The following is a 16,334-nucleotide window of genomic DNA, read 5'->3' as shown; positions in this document are numbered from 1 at the left end:
TGCCCCATGGACACCCCCGGCTGCTCTGCGCTGCGACCTGGGCTCACTCTCGGAGCCCGCGGTGAGACCACCGTGAGCGCTTCATTAGAGCACTCTCATGATCACCCCGGGAGCCGCGGCGGGAGCCGGTCAGCGGGCCAGGCGGCCCAGCAGCGCCGACGCCGCCGTGATCCCCAGCACCGCCGCCACCACCAGCACCGCGAAGTCCAGCGGCAGGTGCGACGGGACGCCCAGCAGCAGGCCGCGCAGCGCGTCCACCTCGTAGCTGAGCGGGTTGACCGAGCTGATCGCGTGCAGCCAGGCCGGCATCGCCGTCGTCGGGTAGAGCGCGTTCGAGGCGAAGAACAGCGGCATCGTGATGGCCTGCCCGATGCCCATCAGCCGGTCCCTGGTCCGGACGATCCCGGCGATCGTCACCGACAGGCAGGCGAAGAACGCCGAGCCCAGCAGCACGGCGGCCACCACGCCGGCCAGCCGCAGCGGGTTCCAGACCATGCTCACGCCCAGCAGCGCCGCGATGACGACCACGACCACCGCCTGCACGACCGCCTTCACCCCGGCCGCGAACGCCTTGCCCGTCACCAGCGCGGCCCGCGGCGTCGGCGTCACCAGCAGCTTGGTCAGGACGCCCGAGTCGCGTTCCCAGATGATGTGGATGCCGTAGAAGATGGCGATGAACATCGTGGACTGCGCGATGATCCCCGGCGCCAGGTAGTCCCGGTAGGGGATGCCGCCGGTCGGGATCACGTTGATGCGGGTGAACGTCTCCCCGAAGATCAGCAACCACAGGGCGGGCTGGATCGCCCGCGTGTACAGCTCGGTGCGGTCGTGGCGCAGCTTCTGCAGCTCCACCACGCACATCGCGGCCACCCGGGCGGGCACCACCCGCCACCACGGCCGCCGGCGGGGCGGCAGCAGCAGCAGGTTCGGGCCGGTCGCGTCAGCCGACGCGGGAGGCGGTGTTGCGGGTGCGGCGGACATCGCGGAACTCTCCTCCCTGCTCGTCGAGGCCGCTGCCGGCGACGTCGCGGAAGACGTCCTCCAGCGTCGGGGACGAGCCGTCGCCGCGGCGGGCGCGCAGGTCCTCGGTGAGCCGGCGGGGCGTGCCCACGGCCCGTACCCGGCCCCGGTGCATGAGCGCCACCCGGTCGCAGTACTGGTCTGCCTCGTCCATGTAGTGGGTGGTGACCAGGACGGTCATCCCGCCGGCGGCGCGCACCGCCAGGATGTGCTCCCACACGCCGGTGCGGGCGATGGGGTCGAGCCCGATCGTCGGCTCGTCCAGGATCAGCAGGCGCGGCGCGCTGACCAGCGCCTGGGCCAGCTCCAGGCGGCGTACCATGCCGCCGGAGTAGGTGCCGGCCATGCGGTCGGCGGCGTCGGCGAGCCCGACGGCCTCCAGCGCCTGGCCGACGCGGGCGGCCCGCTCGCGCCGGGGGACGTCGAAGACCCGGGCGAACAGGGCGACGTTCTCGCGGCCGGTCAGGCCCGCGTCGGCGGACAGCTGCTGGGGGACGTACCCGAGCAGGCGGCGCACCGCCATCCGCTCGGCCGCGGCGTCGTGGCCGAAGACCCTGACCATGCCGCGCGGCACCGGCAGCAGCGTGGTCACGCAGCGGATCGCGGTGGTCTTGCCCGCGCCGTTCGGGCCGAGCAGGCCGAACACCTCGCCCGCGCCGACCGTCAGGTCGAGCCCGTCCACGGCGGGGGTGCCGCCGAAGGAGTAACGCAGGCCGGTGCAGGTGAGCGCGTCGGGCCCGCCGACGCCTTCCCCGGCCAGGCCGTCTCCCGGGCGCTTGTTCTGCGCGGGGTCGTCCTGCGCAGGGTCGTCCTGCGCGGTGTCGTCCGTCATGGGGTCGTCCGTCATGGGGTCGTCGCCTCCTCCCGCAGGCCGTCGGCCAGCCTGCGCAGGGCCGGGAGGGCGGCGGTCAGCGCGGCCCTGTCCTCCTCGGCCAGCCGTTCCACCTGCTCGCGTACGAGCGCGACGCGCCGCTCCTGCCAGGCCCGCAGCCGGGCCTCGGCCTCCGGCGTGACCCGCAGGCTCGCCGAGCGCCGGTCGTCGGGGCGGGCCTCGCGGTGCAGCAGCCCGGCGGCCGTGAGCTGGTTGACCAGCGTCGAGACCGAGTTGCCCGCGAGGTACAGCTCCCTGGCGGCGGCCGAGACGCCGATGCCCGGGCTGGCGGAGACCAGGCGCAGCAGCTCGACCTGCGCGCCGCGCAGCCGCGGCCCGGGCAGCTCCTGGCGCAGCCTGCGCCGCAGCAGCCGGTGGATGCCGGTCAGGACGCCGACGAAGGCGTCCGGCAGATCCGCCTTATCCATGGACGAAATATTAGCTCCGCTTACGACATATTCGTAAAGAGGATCATAATCCGGGCGACTTTACGTGGTAGATCACAAAGGCGGTCGTTCCGGGACCGGAGCGGCGGGGCAGGAAGGAGGCGACGAGCCACGACCGGAAGGAAGCGCATGGCGGCCAACGCCCCTGCTCACGTCCCCGCCGACGTCCCCGACAGAGCCCCAGACAGAGCCCCCGTCAACGTCACCGTCTGGAGCGAGAACTACCACGAGCCGCGCGAGGAGGAGGTGCGCCGCCGCTACCCCGACGGCATCCACGGCGCCATCGCCGCCGGCCTGCGCGAGGTGCTGGGCGAGCGGGTACGGGTGCGCACCGCGGTGCTGGCCGAGCCCGAGCACGGGCTGACGGACGAAGCCCTCGCCGGGACGGACGTGCTGACCTGGTGGGGGCACATGGCGCACGAGGAGGTGGAGGACAAGGTCGTCGAGCGGGTACGGCGGCGGGTGCTGGACGGCATGGGCCTGCTGGTGCTGCACTCCGGCCACTACTCCAAGATCTTCCGCGCGCTGATGGGCACCACCTGCACCCTGAACTGGCGCGACGCCGGCGAGCGGGAGCTGGTGTGGACGGTCTCCCCCGGCCATCCGATCGCCCGCGGCGTCCCCCGCCCGCTGGTGATCGAGGCACAGGAGACCTACGGCGAGCCGTTCGGCATCCCCGAGCCCGACGAACTGGTCTTCATCAGCGGCTTCGCCGGGGGCGAGGTGTTCCGCAGCGGCTGCTGCTACCGGCGCGGCCTGGGCCGGATCTTCTACTTCAGCCCCGGCGACCAGGAGTATCCGGTCTACCACCATCCGGACGTGCGGCGGGTGCTGGCCAACGCCGTGCTGTGGGCGGCCCCGGACGGCGGGGCCGGCGAGCCGCTGCGCAACACTCACACCCCGATCACCTGGTAGGGAGCGCGATGACGTTCGCGATCGTGGAGGAGGACCGGCCGCTGCGGGCGGTGGTGGCCGGGGCCGGGTTCATCGGCCGGCAGTGGGCGCCCGAGCTGCTCGCCCACCCCGGCGTCGAGCTGGCCGGCTGGGTGGACGTGGTGGCCGGGCGGGCCCGCGAGGCCGCCCGCGAGCTGGGCCTGGACGACCTGCCCGCCGGCACGTCCCTGGCCGGGATCCTGGAGGGCGAGGAGCCCGACTTCGTCGTCAACTGCACGGTGCCGCAGGCGCACCACGAGGTGACGGTGACCGCGCTGCGGCGCGGGGCGGCGGTGCTGAGCGAGAAGCCCATGGCGGTCACCCTGGAGGAGGCGCGCTCGATGGTGCGCGCGGCCGAGGAGTCGCGGCGGCTGTTCGCCGTCAGCCAGAACCGCCGGCACATGCGCGGCCTGGTCGCCTTCCGGCGCACGGTGGGCGAGCTGGGGCCGCTCGGGCTGATGACCTCGGAGTTCTTCATGCCGTACCGGGGGGCGGCGTTCCTGTCCACGCTGGAGCACCCGCTGCTGCAGGACATGGCGATCCACCTGTTCGACGCGGCGCGGGCGGTGTCGGGGGCCGATCCGGTGGCGGTGTACTGCGAGTCGTTCCGCCCGGCGTGGACCTGGTACCCGGGCGCCTGCTCGGCGACGGCGATCTTCGAGATGACCGGCGGGCTGCGCTACACCTTCACCGGCAGCTGGTCGGCGCCCGGCCTGCCGACGTCCTGGACGGGCTCCTGGCGGGCGGCAGGAACGCGCGGCACCGCCCGCTGGGACGGCGAGGGCGACCCGGTGGCCGAGCCGGCCAAGGGCGAGGTGGTGCGGGCGTACAAGCGGGAGGACGACCCCCACCCGGAGCGGCCCCGCCGCTACACCGGGCTGGCCGAGGGGCTGGCGGAGTTCGTCACGGGGCTGCGGACCGGGCGGGCGCCACAGGGCGAGTGCCACGACAACATCCGCAGCCTGGCGATGGTGACGGCGGCCCTGGAGTCGGCCCGCACCGGCGTGCGCGTGCCCGTCACGATCTAGCCTCCCCGCCGCCGGGAGGGGAACGGCAGGGGAACGGCAGGGGTGGGTCGTGGGGGGCGGCGCTGGCGATAACGGCGGCCCTTCTGGCCGGCCCGGCCTCATCTGTTGATGATGTCAAGAGTTGACGATATAAAGGGTGGGTGCGGCACGAGACGGACGAGGACAGGTTCTTCCGGGAGCTCGGCGGCATCTGCACGGAGCTGCGACAGGCGTTCCCCCGGCACGTGGGCATGAGCCCGCACCGGGTGCAGGTGCTGATCCGGCTGCGGCGCGAGGGCGAGACCAGCCACAGCGACCTGCGCCGGGCGCTGGGGCTCGACGGGGCCACGGTGACCCGGCTGGTCAAGGAGTTCGAGGCGGAAGGGCTGGCCGCACGCCGCCTCGACCCGGCCGACAACCGCTACACGCTGGCCGCGCTGACCCCCGAGGGCGAGCGGGCCGCGGCCGAGCTGGAACGCGCCCACCAGGCGTACCAGGAGCGGTTGCTGGCCGGTGTCACCAGCCGCGAGCGCGAGGGCTTCCTGGAGATCCTGCGACGGCTGCGTACGAACATGACCACACCGGAACAGACGGCACAGGAGACCCGATGACGCCCGAGACCGGCGAGATCGACGGGACCGGCGAGACCGGCGGGACCGGCGATGTGCGGGCGACCGCCCGCCGCATGTACGCCGCGTTCAACGCCCACGACCACGAGGCCGCGCTCGACCTCTTCACCGCCGACTTCCGCAGCCACCCCCTGGGCACGACCGGCCCGGACGCCGTCGTCCAGTCCTGGCGGCGTTTCCACGAGACCTTCCCCGAGGCCCGGGTCGAGGTGGAGGACCTGCTCGTCGACGGCGACCGGGCCGCCGTGCGCACGAGCGTCCACGGTGTGCCCGGGCAGGAGCCGCCTACCATGCTGGAGATCTTCCGGGTGCGCGGCGGGCGCATCGCCGAGCTGTGGGGGCTGTCGGCGCTGCGGCGCGACTGACGCACTCACCCCGGCCGCGGCGGTTCACAGGCCGTAGCGGCTCTTCAGGTGGCGCCACCAGTCGCGGAACATCCACGCGTCGAAGTCGGTGATCGACGTCGCGCTGCCGGCCTTCATGAGGAAGCAGCACACGCCGCTCGGCGTCCAGTCGTAGAAGTCGTCCAGCCCGAACGAGTGGCCGATCTCGTGCAGCAGGATGTGCATGTTGCCGGTGTTCAGGTTGGACATGTAGTACTCGCTGCCGACCCGCTGCCCCCAGTCGCCGCCCGCTCCCCCGGAGAAGCCGGTGGTCAGCCACAGGGACATGTCGTAGTGGTGGGACGCGCCGCCGGGGCAGTTCGGGTAGGTGCCGCTCTGGTTGAAGAAGCGGCCGCACGGCTCGGCGCACTGGGGGGCGTCCTCGCGGATGTCGTTGACGTAGACGTCCACGCTGGTGTCGCTCCACTGGAGCTGGGCGCGGTCGCGCACGGCCCAGCCGACGACCTTGAGCGGCACGTTCGCGTACGGCCAGCCGTTGTGCCCGGCCACCACGTCCATCCACTTCTTGAACTGGCGGGCCAGCGCGGCGTGGATCTGGTCGCGCTGGGCGGCCGTGACCGTGGCCGGGGAGTCCCAGCGGACGCAGTAGTTGATCGAGCCGCGGTTGGCCATGATCTGGTCCCAGCCGTAGTTGCGGAAGCCGTACAGGTTGGGGTACGTGCTCTCGACGTGCCGCCACACCTCGTCGAGGGGAGTGACGAGCGCGGCGGGCGGGTTCCAGGTGCCGGTGCCGCCGCCCTGGTCCGGCGCGAAGGCCCGTACCTCCAGCAGCCCGACCGAGCCCTGGCCGCTCTGCAGCACGACCCGCAGGCGGGTGGTGCTGACCTGGGAGAAGGTGGCGGTGTTGTAGGCGTTGGCCACGACGGGGTAGCCGGCGGAGATGTCGGCGTAGGCGCTGCCGGTCCAGTACTGGAGCTTCCAGGAGGCCGGGACGCGCACGCCGCCGCCGTCGTCGAAGAAGTAGACGTCGGCGGACCTGATGCTCTGGGCCGAGCTCCAGGTCAGCTCGGCCCACTGCGAGCCGGTCTGGGGCCAGGTGCCCCAGCGGCGGTTGACGGTGTCGTTGGAGGAGGGCGGGTCGATGCCGTCGTTGATCGCCGCGACGCTCTCCCAGGGCGAGGTGTAGGAGGCCGACGGCGTGGCCGAGCGGGCCACGTTGGTGTCGGCGGCGGCCCCGCGCAGCGGGAGCAGGAACCCGGTGAGCAGCAGGAGGGGCAGGACGGCCAGGCGTCTCATACGGCTTCTCCCCTTTGTGGTAGCGCTAACAGGCCCTGGTGCACGACTCCGTCGTCCCGTGCGAGCTTTGAGCCCGGCGCTCGGACCGTCAACCTGCGCGCGGACGCGGCGACGACCGACCTGCGGATTCGCGCTGAAACTTTCAGCCGCCACGGCAGGTCAGCGGACGACGGGGGCCGGGTAGTCGCGCAGCGTGACGTTCTCGGCGGCCCTGCGGGCCATCCTGGCGGGCAGCTTCCTGCCCGGCAGGTACGGCATGACCCGGTAATACCGGTTGAGCAGCGCGGCCACCAGATGGCTGCCGGGCACCATGAGCTTGGCGATCCCGTCGCCCATTTCCTGGCAGCCCTCGGCGTACGCGCGCATCTCCCGCTCGTAGCGCGCGAAGGCCACCCGGTGGTCGCCGCAGGCCGCGGCCAGCTCGCCCGCCAGCACGTACGCGCCGACCACGGCGAGCCCGGAGCCCATCCCCGACAGCGAGGACGGGCAGTACGCGGCGTCACCGACCAGGGCGACCCGGCCGCGGGACCAGGAGTCCATGCGGACCTGGCCGACGGCGTCGAAGTAGAAGTCGGGCGCGTGCCGCATCTCGCGCAGCAGGTGGTCGCTCTGCCAGCCGTTGCCGGCGAACCGCTCGGCGAGCAGGTCCTGCTGGCGCGCGGTGTCGCGGCGGTCGAGGCCCAGGTGTGGCGAGGCGAAATAGAAGAGGGCCTTGGCCTCGGTGTTGCCGCGGGCGCTGTACATCGCCACCAGTCTGCCCGCGGTGCGGTAGGCGTGGCCGGTGTGGTCGAGGCCCAGGTGGTTGGCGGTGGTGAAGATCGCGCAGTAGACGCCCAGGTGCCTGACGTACCGCTCCTCCGGGCCGAAGGCCAGGCGGCGGGTGGTGGAGTGCGGGCCGTCGGCGCCGATCACCAGGTCGAAGCGGCGCGGCGCGGCGCGCTCGAAGGTGACGTCCACCCCGTCGGCGTCCTCGGCGAGCGAGGCGACAGAGTCGCCGAAGACGTACTCCGTGCTCTGCCTGGTGGCCTCGTAGAGGATGCGGGACAGGTCGCCGCGCAGGACCTCGAGGTCACCGGCGAACAGGTCGGCGGGCAGCTTGGCCAGTGGCCTGCCGGCGTCGTTGACGTACCAGGTCGCGCCCGTGCCGGTGCGGGCGCGTTCGAGGGCGGGCAGGACGCCCATGCGGCGCAGGACCGACAGGTGCGCCCGGCCGCGGAAGTCGACGGCGTGGCCGCCGTCGCGCAGGGCCGGGGCGCGTTCCACGACGGTCGGGGTGAAGCCGTGGCGGTGGAGCCAGTAGGCCAGGGCGGGGCCGGCGACGGAGGCGCCGGAGATGAGCACGTTGCGGTTCCTCATGCGGCCGAGCGTGCCGGAGAACGCTCACCACGGGCTCACCACGGGCTCACCACGGGCTCACCGCTCGCTCACCTCGGGCTCGCCGCTCTCGCGGATGGCCGCGGCGACCTGGGCGGGCAGGCCGAGCAGGCGCAGCGCGTCCGGGACGGAAGGGCTCATCGCGGCGGCGGTGCCGGCGGCCTGCCGGTAGCGGGCCCGGGCGGTGGCGTGGTCGCCGCGGGCCTCGGCGGTCCTGGCGAGGCCCGCGAGGGCGCGTACCTGGGTGCCGAGGCTCCGCACCCAGTGCGGGTCGTTGTGGTCGAGCGCGTCGGCGTAGAGGCGCTCGGCCTCGGACGGGTCGCCGTCCCGCAGCGCGAGGTCGCCGAGGCCCCGCAGGGCCGCGGCCAGGCCGGTCGAGCTGCCGGCACGGCGGGCCAGTTCTGCCGCCCGCACGTAATCGGCCCGAGCCGCGACCGGCCCGCCACCGCCGACGGGGGCCGCAGGACCGGCGGGAGCGGCGCGGGTGACAGGACCGGCGGAGGAGGTGGCGAGGGCGACCGGGCCGGCGGGGCCGGGGGAAGCGGGAGCGGCGGCGGGGCCGGTGGCGGGGGCGGCGGGGCCGGTGGCGGCGGTCAGGTGGTCGGCGCGGTTGACCAGGAGGTCGGCGTGGTCCTCGGCCGCGCCGAGCTGGTCGGTCAGCACGAGAGCCTGGTCGGTCAGGGCGATCGCCCGCGCGTGGTCGCCGCGCCCGCTCGCCAGCCCGGCGAGAACGTCCAGCGTGAGCGCCAGCCCCCACCGGTCGCCGAGCGACCGGAACCCCTCCTCCGCGCCGCGGAAGAACTCCTCGGCCGCGCGCGCCGCCTCCCCGCCCCCGTCCGCGCCCCCGTCCGCGCCCCCGTCCGCGCCCCCGTCCGCGCCCCCGTCCGCGCCCCCGTCCGCGCCCCCGTCCGCGCCCCCGTCCCCGCTCCCGTCCGCGCCCCCGACGGTCAGGCTCGCGCCGAGCGCGTCGAACCCCGCCAGGTAGCAGGCGACGGCCCGCGCCCAGGGGTCCGGGCAGTCGCGCTGGGCGGCCACGAGCGCGAACGCCTCCCGGGGAGCGTTCTCTCCGGCGTTGCGCATCAGCCACAGCAGCAGGGCCGCCGGGTGACGGCCGGCCCGGTCGCCCGGCCACGCGGCGGCCAGCGCCCGACCCGCCGCCGCGCGGTGCCGCCGCCAGACCGGCCGGCCGGCCGGGACGGAGGCCGCCAGCAGCACGCACACCGCGTACTCCTCGCCGAGCCCGGACGGGGACGGCGGCAGTGGCAGTGGCGGGGGCCGCTCCGGCGTGACCTCGCCCGGCGCGAGCAGCGCGATCGCGTGGGGCGCGACCGAGGCGGACGCGCCCCGGATCCACAGGTACGTCGAAGCCGCCCCGAGCAGCCGCAGGGCGAGCTCCCTCTCCCCCGCCCCGGCCGCCCACCGCAGCGCCGCCAGCAGGTTGCCGTGCTCGGCGGCCAGGACCGGCAGCCAGGCGAGCTGCTCGGCGCGCAGCAGGTGCGCGTCAGCCGCCTGTACCAGGTCGAGGACGTGCCGGGCGTGCGCGCGCCGGGCCGCCTCGCCCTCGCCGGACTCCTCCAGCCGCTCGGCCCCGTACGCGCGGATCGTCTCCAGCATGCGCAGCCGGCCGTCGCCCGCGACCTCCAGCAGCGACTTGTCGGCCAGCGACTCCAGCGTCTCGCCGTCGGCCCCGCACACCTGCCGCGCGGCCCGTACGGTGGCGCCGCCGGCGAAGACCGTGAAGCGGCGGGCGGCCCGCTGCTCGGCCGGGGACAGCAGGTCCCAGCTCCAGGCGACGACCGAGCGCAGCGTGCGGTGCCGCCGGTCGGCGGCGCGGCTCCCCCGGGACGTGACGCCGAGCAGGTCGTCCAGCCGCGCGGCCAGCTCGTGGACGTCCAGGGTGCGCAGCCGCGCCGCCGCGAGCTCGATGGCCAGCGGCAGGTTGTCGAGGGCCGCGCAGATCCGCCGGACCAGGCCGGGGTCGGCGGCGAAGCCGCGGCGGGCGGCCGCGGCCCGGTCGGTGAACAGGCGGGCCGCCGCCGCGCCGTCGAGCGGGCGTACCTGCCAGGCGTGCTCGCCGGTGACGGCGAGCGCCTCCCTGCTGGTGGCCAGGACGCGCAGCCGGGGACAGGCCGCCAGCAGCCGCGCCGCCAGCGCGGCGGCCTCGTCGATCAGGTGCTCGCAGTTGTCCAGGACGAGCAGCGGAGCGCGCTCCGACAGCGCCGCGACCAGCCGGTCGAGCGGCGCCCGCGGGCCGCCGCCGAGCTGGAGCCCGTCGTGGCGCAGGCCGAGCGCGTCCAGCAGGGCCTGCGGCAGCCCGGCGCCGTCGCGGACCGCGGCCAGCTCCGCGAAGCACACCTCGCCACCCGCGACGGCGGCGACCTCGATGGCCAGCCGGGTCTTGCCGACGCCGCCCGGCCCGGTCAGGGTGACCAGCCGCGCCACCCGCAGCAGCGCGGCGATCTCGGCCACCTCCCCGGCGCGGCCCACGAACGAGGTCAGCTGGGCGGGCGGAGCGGCCGGCGACGGCGACGGGTCGGCGCTCAGCAGCTCCCGGTGCAGCGCGACCAGCTCGGCCGACGGGTCGGCGCCCAGTTCCTCGGCCAGGCGCCGCCGGACGTCCTCGAACACCGCCAGCGCCTCGGCCTGGCCGCCCCCGGCCGCCAGCGCCCGCATCAGCAGCGCCGCGGGCCGCTCGCGGAGCGGATGCCGGCCGGTCAGCTCGCGCAGCTCCGGCACCGCCGCCCGGTGCTCGCCGAGCCGCAGCTCCCCCTCGATCCGGTCCTCCAGCGCGGACAGCCGCAGCTCCTCCAGGCGGGCGGCGGCGGCCCGGGGGTCCTCCGCGTCGGGCAGGCCGGCCAGAGCGGGCCCCCGCCACAGCTCCAGGGCCGCGCGCAGCAGCCGTACCGCGCCGGCGGCGTCGCCGTCGCGCAGCGCCGCCCGGCCCTCGGCCGCCAGCCGTTCGAAGCGGCAGGCGTCCACGTCCTCGGGCGCCACCAGGATGCGGTAGCCGGGGCCGGTCCGCTCAATGGCGGCGGCCGGTCTCAGGGCCGCGCGCAGCCGCGACACCTGGGAGTGCAGCGCGTGCGCCGACGGCTCGGCGTCCGGGCCGATCCCGCCGGCCAGCCGGTCGGCGGGCACCACCTCGCCGGGGCGGAGCAGCAGCAGCGCCAGCAGCGCGCGGCGGGCCGGGCCGCCCAGCGGCGCCTCGGTCCCGTCGTCGTGCCAGGCTCGCGTCTCGCCGAGGATCCCGAACCGCATACCGGCGATTATCCCCTGTTGATGGGTGGACCAGCGGCGCTCCTTTACAATGTAGATTTATAAGGGTGTCAGTCCAGGACGGGGAAGTTGGCGCGCAGCACGCCCTGCGGGTCCCGGGCGCGCTTGATCTCCCGCAGCCGCGCGACGGCCTCGGCGGTGAAGGCCGCCTCGGCCCGCTCGCCGCCCGCCAGCATCGTGTACGGCTTGCGCCCGCTGACCAGCCCGCCCAGCTCCCCGGCGACGGCCGCCTGCCGGGCGCCGACGGCCTCCGACAGCTCGGGGTTGACGGCGGCCCCCAGCATGTAGAGCAGGTACGGCTCCGCGACCGGCCCGCTCGGCCCCGCGCCGGGACGCTCGGCGGCCAGCGCTCCCCCGAGGTGCCTGACCTGCACCGCGATCAGCGGCGCGACCGGCTGCTCCAGCAGGGGCGCGACGGCCGTCTCGTCCAGCCGGGTGAGCAGCTCGGCGCGGGAGCGGCCGGGCGTGGGATCGGTGGGCTCGGCGGTGATGTCGCCCAGGTTCGCCACGGCGACGGGGCCGCGCTTGTCCACGATCACATCGCCGATCTTGTCGAGGCGGGCCAGCAGCGCCCGGCCGTCGGCTTCCTCGCCGAGGAAGGCGGCGTCCACCCCGACCATGGCCGGGGCCTGCGGGAACTGCACGCGGTTGAACCACAGGGTCAGCTCGTCCGGCGCCTCGGCGGTGATCTCCAGGAAGGCGTCGAACACCTCGCGGGCGCGGTGGCCCGGCCACATGACCCGGCCGCCGTACAGGGCGGGCGCCGGGTACAGGTCGAACTCGACGGCCGTCACCAGCGCGAAGTCGCCGCCGCCGCCGCCGCGCAGCGCCCAGAACAGGTCGGGATCCGACTCCGCGGTGACCCGGGCCCGCTCGCCGTCGGCGGTGACCACGTCGAAGGCCCGCACGCTGTCGGCGGCGAAGCCGTGCCTGCGGCCGAACCAGCTCAGCCCGCCGCCGAGCGTGTAGCCGGTCACGCTGACCACGGGGCTGCTGCCGGCCAGGCCGGTCAGCCCGTGCGGCCCGGCCGCCGCCAGCACCTGGCCCCACCGGGCGCCCGCTCCGACGCGGGCGGTGCGCTCCTCCGCGTTCACCCGCACCTCGTCCAGCCCGCCCGTGCGCAGCAGGATCACGCCGTCGGCCGTGCCGGAGGCGCCGTGGCCGCTCGGCTGGGCGGCCACGGGCAGCCCCGCCGAGCGGGCGTACACGACGGCCGCCGCCACGTCGTCCGCGCCGGCCGCCTCGACGACGGCGGCCACCCGCTGCTCGACCGACAGGTTCCACGGCCTGGACGCCTGCTCGAACCCGTCGTCGCCGGACAGCAGCACCCGTCCCTGGACGGCCCTGCGCAGATCGGTGTGCGTCATTTCCTCGTGCTCCTTCAATTCTTGCGGTGGTTCTTCTCCGTACGGCCCCGGGCGGGGCACTGTGATGACGGCCCCGGTGGAACGATCGTGACCGCGATTTTTCGTGATCTGCGTCACAGCCGGAACGGTCCCGCCGATCCGGAAATCGACAATCCGTCATCTCGTGGAAACGCTCGGCGCTCTTTACACGGGTTGCGATATCGCCATTACTTGAGGTCACGCGCGGAGCGGAATTCGACTGCTCGCTTTTACGCCGCGTCTGGAAAGATCGAACCCGGAGAAGGGAGCTCATGATGGCTTTGGCGAATGCCGGCTTACGACGCCTGATCGTGGACACGGGTGAGCCCCGTACCTGGGTGTCACCCCGTACGGATCTCGTCACGGCGCTGCTCGGAGTGTGGTTCGGCATCGGCCTGATGATCGACGCCTGGGCGCACACCAACCTCAGCGAGCTGGAGACGTTCTTCACGCCCTGGCACGCGGCTTTTTATTCGGGATTCGCGGCGGTATCCGCCTGGATCATCTGGCAGGCGTGGCGCAACGTGCGCGCGGGGCGGCAAGGGGTCGCCGCCGTGCCGCGCGGATATCTGGCGGGGCTGGTGGCGATTCCGGCATTCGCCGCGTTCGGTTTCGCCGACATGATGTGGCACACGCTGCTCGGCATCGAGACGACCGTCGACATCCTGTTCAGCCCGTCGCACCTGGGGCTGATCACGACGATGCTGCTCATCATCACCACGCCGCTGCGCTCGGTCTGGAACGCCCCGGACGTGGGGCCGCGGCCGTCGCTGGGGCGGCTGCTGCCGGCGCTGGTCGGGCTGGCGTTCGCCACGACGCTGGTGTCGCTGTTCCTGTCCTATGGGGACGCCATGCAGTGGCGGCCGGCGCGCGTCGTCGAGGCGTTCTCCGTCCTGGACGACGGCGGCGCGGAGCGGCTGGCCACCGCGATGGTCATCAGCAACGTCGTCCTGCTGGCGCCTGTGCTGCTGCTCCTGCGCCGCTGGGAGCTGCCGTTCGGCGGCGTGACCCTCATGTACGCCATCGCGACCCTCATGTCCGGCGCGCAGACGGGCTTCCGCAACGTGCCGGTCCTGCTGGCCGTCGTGGCGGGCGGCCTGGTGAGCGACCTGCTGATCCGGTGGCTGCGGCCGTCCGGAGCGCGGCGCTCGGCCTACTGGGCCTTCGCCGGGCTGTCGGGGCTGGCCACGTGGTCGTTGTACATCGGCGTGGCCTCGGCGACGGGCGGCGGCCTCCCGGCGGTGCCGGAGCTGTGGACCGGCGCGCCGATCGTGGCCGGGCTGATCGGGCTGGTCCTCGGGGCGCTGTTCCTGCCCAACCCGATGGTCCCCGCCGAAGTGGTCCCGTCCGGCGTGGTCCCGTCCGGCGCGGCTGAGCCCACCGCGGCTGAGCCCACCGGGGCTGGGGCCACCGGGGCTGGGGCCACCGGGGCTGGGCCCGGTGCGGCGGCGGGCGCCGGCGCCGGCGTCGAGAAGGCATGAGGCTCGTCCGGCTGCTCGTGCTCGCCGCCGTCCTGGTGCTGGCCGGTGCCGCCCCGGCCGCGGCGCACAACGTCTCCGCCGGGGCGGAGCTGCGCATCGCCCAGACGATCGCCGGGACGGAGCTGACGGTCGTGGTCAAGGGGACCTCCCGCGTCCCCGGGCCGCTGCGGATCGGGATCGTCGCCTACCAGCCGGTCGCCGGGCTGCCGGTCGCCCTGGAGGTGCGCTCGGCCGAGGACGGGCGCACGGTGACCGGCCGGGCGACGGCGGCCCGCGACCCCCGCTACACCGAGCTGCGCGTGGAGCGGACCGGGCCGCACGTGCTCACCCTGCGCGCGGGCGGCGAGAGCGCCGTGGTGCCGTTCCGCGTGCTGGTGGAGCGGGGCTCCACGGCGGAGTTCTGGATCTACGGCGGATTCTTCGTGGCGGGGCTGCTGCTGGTGGGCGGGCTGCTCACCGGGGCGCTGTCGCGGCCGGGCCCGGCGATGGCGGTGGCGGGCGGGGCCGCGGCGGGGGTGACCGTGGCGGCCATGGTGATCGTGTTCGAGCCGATGGTGCCCCCGGGGCCGCCCGACGGGGCCGCGCCGGTCGTCACCGCGCTGCGGGGCGGCGGGCGGCCGTTCGTGCAGGAGCGGGCGCGTACGGTGCCGGCGCGGCCGGTCGCGGGCGAGGAGTTCACGCTGCGGCTGGACCTCGTGGACGGATCCACCGGGCGGCCCGCCGACGACCTGACCGTCCACGACGAGGCGCTCGCGCACTTGATCGTCACCAGCGAGGACGGGCGCTACTTCCGCCACGTCCACCCGCTGCGCACGGCTCCGGGACGGCTGGAGGTGCGCCTGCGCGCCGACCGTCCCGGCCGCTACCTGGCGCACACCGAGCTGGAACGCGAGGACTCCGGCACCCAGCTCCTGGCGGCGTCCTTCGAGGTCGGCGGCACGAGCGCCCGGGACACGGGCGCGGGCACCCCGAACGCGGACACGAGAATCCCGGACGCGGACACGGGCACCCCGAACGCGGACACGGGAATCCCCGACGCGGGCGCCGGCACCCCGGACGCGGGCGGCGGCGCGAGTGCGGCCGGCGCGCCGAGGCTCCAGCCCGCCGCCCCGGTCGCCGGGCGCCCCGCCACGATCGAGCTGGACGCCGTCGGCCCCGTACGCCCCTGGCTGGGCATGACCGGCCACCTGATCGTACGCAGCCTCGACGGCTCCTTCCTCGGCCACGTGCACGAGATGAGCTCGCCCGGCCCCCGGCTGCGTTTCACCTTCAGCTTCCCCGAGCCCGGACGCTACCTCGCCTGGACCCAGTACGCGCTGGCCGACCGCGTCGTGACGGTGCCGTTCACGGTCGAGGTCGCCGCGCAGGAGGGCTCGCGGTGAAGAAGCCGCTGATCGCCCTCGCCCTCGTCGCCGCCGCCGTGGTGATCTTCATCGTGGGGCGGGGCATGACGGCCGAGCCGCTGCGGGCGACGGTCGCGGGCTCCTCCTACACCGCCGCCGTCGTCATCGACCGCCCGGCCACCGGCCGGATCAGGGTCGAGATCGACATGCTCTCCGGCGAGCCGGACACGGTGGCGGTCTCGGCGGTGATGACCGGCATGGGCCACGCCACGCCCGAGCTGCCCGCCCGCCGGACCGGCCCGGGCCGCTTCACCGCCGAGGGCGAGCTGTTCCCGATGCCGGGCACGTGGGAGGTGTCGCTGCGCATGACCGGCCCGGCCGGCGAGGAGTCGCTGGTCGTCAACGCGCTCGTCACCGGCTGAGGGCCAGGATCGCGGAGTCCAGGTCGGAGTAGAGGGGCAGCCAGTCGGCCAGGCCGGTGAGCCACAGCACCTGCATCCGCGACGGCGAGACGTTGGCCAGCACCAGCCGGCCCCCGGCGGCCTGGGCGCGCTTGTAGTGGTCGATGAGCAGCCCCAGCGAGCCGGAGTCCATGAACGTGACGTCGCTCAGGTCGAGGACCACCCGCTCGCCGGACGACCCCTGGAAGTAGCCCCCCAGGAGCCGGTGGAGCTGCGGTCTGGTCACCGCGTCGAGCTCGCCGCCGACCTCGACGATCTCGACCCCCGAGAGCCGGCGGGTGGACAGCCACAGATCGATCATTCTGGCGCCTCCCACTCCGTCGCCCTCGCTCCCCGTAGGCAGATTACTGCCAATCGGGGCGCCCGCGAGGGGGCAATACCCGGGACGGACGGTCCGCGCGGCGCGGCCGGCGCCATGTCACGGGCGGGTGGCCGGGCGGCCGGGCGACCGAAGGTTCATCCCTTTTC

Annotated in this window: 15 protein-coding genes; 7 read left to right on the top strand and 8 right to left on the bottom strand. The window is 74.7% G+C overall.

Annotated elements, in window-relative coordinates; translation table 11 throughout:
* Positions 1-129: 129 nt before the first annotated feature.
* Genes AB0H75_RS19655 through AB0H75_RS19645 form a run of 3 tightly spaced genes read right to left on the bottom strand, consistent with a single transcriptional unit; the run spans position 130 to position 2,319 of the window.
* Positions 130-981: an ABC transporter permease gene (locus tag AB0H75_RS19655; protein WP_367797974.1), complete on the bottom strand. Its 852-nt coding sequence runs from the start codon at positions 979-981 to the stop codon at positions 130-132.
* Entirely contained in the window at positions 941-1,867 is a 927-nt protein-coding gene (locus AB0H75_RS19650; protein WP_367797972.1) for an ABC transporter ATP-binding protein, read from the bottom strand. The genes AB0H75_RS19655 and AB0H75_RS19650 overlap by 41 nt, the downstream gene beginning before the upstream one ends.
* Positions 1,864-2,319 carry a MarR family winged helix-turn-helix transcriptional regulator gene (locus AB0H75_RS19645; RefSeq protein WP_367797970.1) on the bottom strand — a complete coding sequence of 152 codons (456 nt, stop codon included), beginning with the start codon at positions 2,317-2,319 and terminating at the stop codon, positions 1,864-1,866. The genes AB0H75_RS19650 and AB0H75_RS19645 overlap by 4 nt, the downstream gene beginning before the upstream one ends.
* 147 nt (positions 2,320-2,466) lie before the next feature.
* Here AB0H75_RS19645 and AB0H75_RS19640 point away from each other — a divergent pair, with 147 nt between their 5' ends.
* The 4 genes from AB0H75_RS19640 to AB0H75_RS19625 all read left to right on the top strand — a co-directional run bounded on the left by AB0H75_RS19640 (position 2,467) and on the right by AB0H75_RS19625 (position 5,271).
* A complete protein-coding gene (locus tag AB0H75_RS19640; protein ID WP_367797968.1) occupies positions 2,467-3,252 on the top strand; it encodes a ThuA domain-containing protein in 786 nt (261 codons plus the stop codon).
* Positions 3,253-3,260: 8 nt separating this feature from the next.
* Complete coding sequence (locus AB0H75_RS19635) at positions 3,261-4,298, top strand: Gfo/Idh/MocA family protein (protein ID WP_367797966.1); 1,038 nt, start codon at positions 3,261-3,263, stop codon at positions 4,296-4,298.
* A 140-nt stretch (positions 4,299-4,438) separates the two neighbouring features.
* Positions 4,439-4,888: a MarR family winged helix-turn-helix transcriptional regulator gene (locus AB0H75_RS19630; RefSeq protein WP_367797964.1), complete on the top strand. Its 450-nt coding sequence runs from the start codon at positions 4,439-4,441 to the stop codon at positions 4,886-4,888.
* Positions 4,885-5,271 (top strand): ester cyclase, encoded by a 387-nt coding sequence (locus AB0H75_RS19625; RefSeq protein WP_367797962.1) that lies wholly within the window; start codon positions 4,885-4,887, stop codon positions 5,269-5,271. Before AB0H75_RS19630 ends, AB0H75_RS19625 begins: the two co-directional genes overlap by 4 nt.
* 24 nt (positions 5,272-5,295) lie before the next feature.
* Here the strand turns inward: AB0H75_RS19625 and AB0H75_RS19620 are convergent, their stop codons facing one another.
* From AB0H75_RS19620 to AB0H75_RS19605, 4 genes are all read right to left on the bottom strand, one after another.
* The gene (locus AB0H75_RS19620; protein WP_367797960.1) at positions 5,296-6,546 is read right to left on the bottom strand and encodes a hypothetical protein; all 1,251 of its coding nucleotides are present in this window, start codon (positions 6,544-6,546) and stop codon (positions 5,296-5,298) included.
* A 159-nt stretch (positions 6,547-6,705) separates the two neighbouring features.
* Positions 6,706-7,902 carry an FAD-dependent monooxygenase gene (locus AB0H75_RS19615; protein WP_367797958.1) on the bottom strand — a complete coding sequence of 399 codons (1,197 nt, stop codon included), beginning with the start codon at positions 7,900-7,902 and terminating at the stop codon, positions 6,706-6,708.
* A gap of 57 nt (positions 7,903-7,959) precedes the next feature.
* On the bottom strand, positions 7,960-11,178 hold the full coding sequence (locus AB0H75_RS19610) for a BTAD domain-containing putative transcriptional regulator (RefSeq protein WP_367797956.1): 3,219 nt from the start codon (positions 11,176-11,178) through the stop codon (positions 7,960-7,962).
* A gap of 68 nt (positions 11,179-11,246) precedes the next feature.
* Positions 11,247-12,563, bottom strand: a complete 1,317-nt coding sequence (locus AB0H75_RS19605) for an FAD-binding oxidoreductase (protein WP_367797954.1) — start codon at positions 12,561-12,563, stop codon at positions 11,247-11,249.
* Positions 12,564-12,892: 329 nt separating this feature from the next.
* On the opposite strand from AB0H75_RS19605, the gene AB0H75_RS19600 reads away from it, so the two are divergent.
* The 3 genes from AB0H75_RS19600 to AB0H75_RS19590 are packed head-to-tail and all read left to right on the top strand — an operon-like array spanning position 12,893 to position 15,827.
* Complete coding sequence (locus tag AB0H75_RS19600) at positions 12,893-14,062, top strand: hypothetical protein (protein WP_367797952.1); 1,170 nt, start codon at positions 12,893-12,895, stop codon at positions 14,060-14,062.
* Positions 14,059-15,444 (top strand): hypothetical protein, encoded by a 1,386-nt coding sequence (locus AB0H75_RS19595; RefSeq protein ID WP_367797950.1) that lies wholly within the window; start codon positions 14,059-14,061, stop codon positions 15,442-15,444. Before AB0H75_RS19600 ends, AB0H75_RS19595 begins: the two co-directional genes overlap by 4 nt.
* A complete protein-coding gene (locus tag AB0H75_RS19590; protein WP_367797948.1) occupies positions 15,441-15,827 on the top strand; it encodes a hypothetical protein in 387 nt (128 codons plus the stop codon). The genes AB0H75_RS19595 and AB0H75_RS19590 overlap by 4 nt, the downstream gene beginning before the upstream one ends.
* On the opposite strand, the gene AB0H75_RS19585 is transcribed toward AB0H75_RS19590, so the two are convergent.
* On the bottom strand, positions 15,817-16,167 hold the full coding sequence (locus tag AB0H75_RS19585) for an anti-sigma factor antagonist (protein WP_367797946.1): 351 nt from the start codon (positions 16,165-16,167) through the stop codon (positions 15,817-15,819). The genes AB0H75_RS19590 and AB0H75_RS19585 overlap by 11 nt on opposite strands.
* Positions 16,168-16,334 lie beyond the last annotated feature (167 nt).

The organism is Nonomuraea sp. NPDC050783 (assembly GCF_040802095.1).
Taxonomy (GTDB): domain Bacteria; phylum Actinomycetota; class Actinomycetes; order Streptosporangiales; family Streptosporangiaceae; genus Nonomuraea.
Note: the sequence above shows the minus strand (reverse complement) of the source record. Positions and strands in the feature narration are given on the sequence as shown.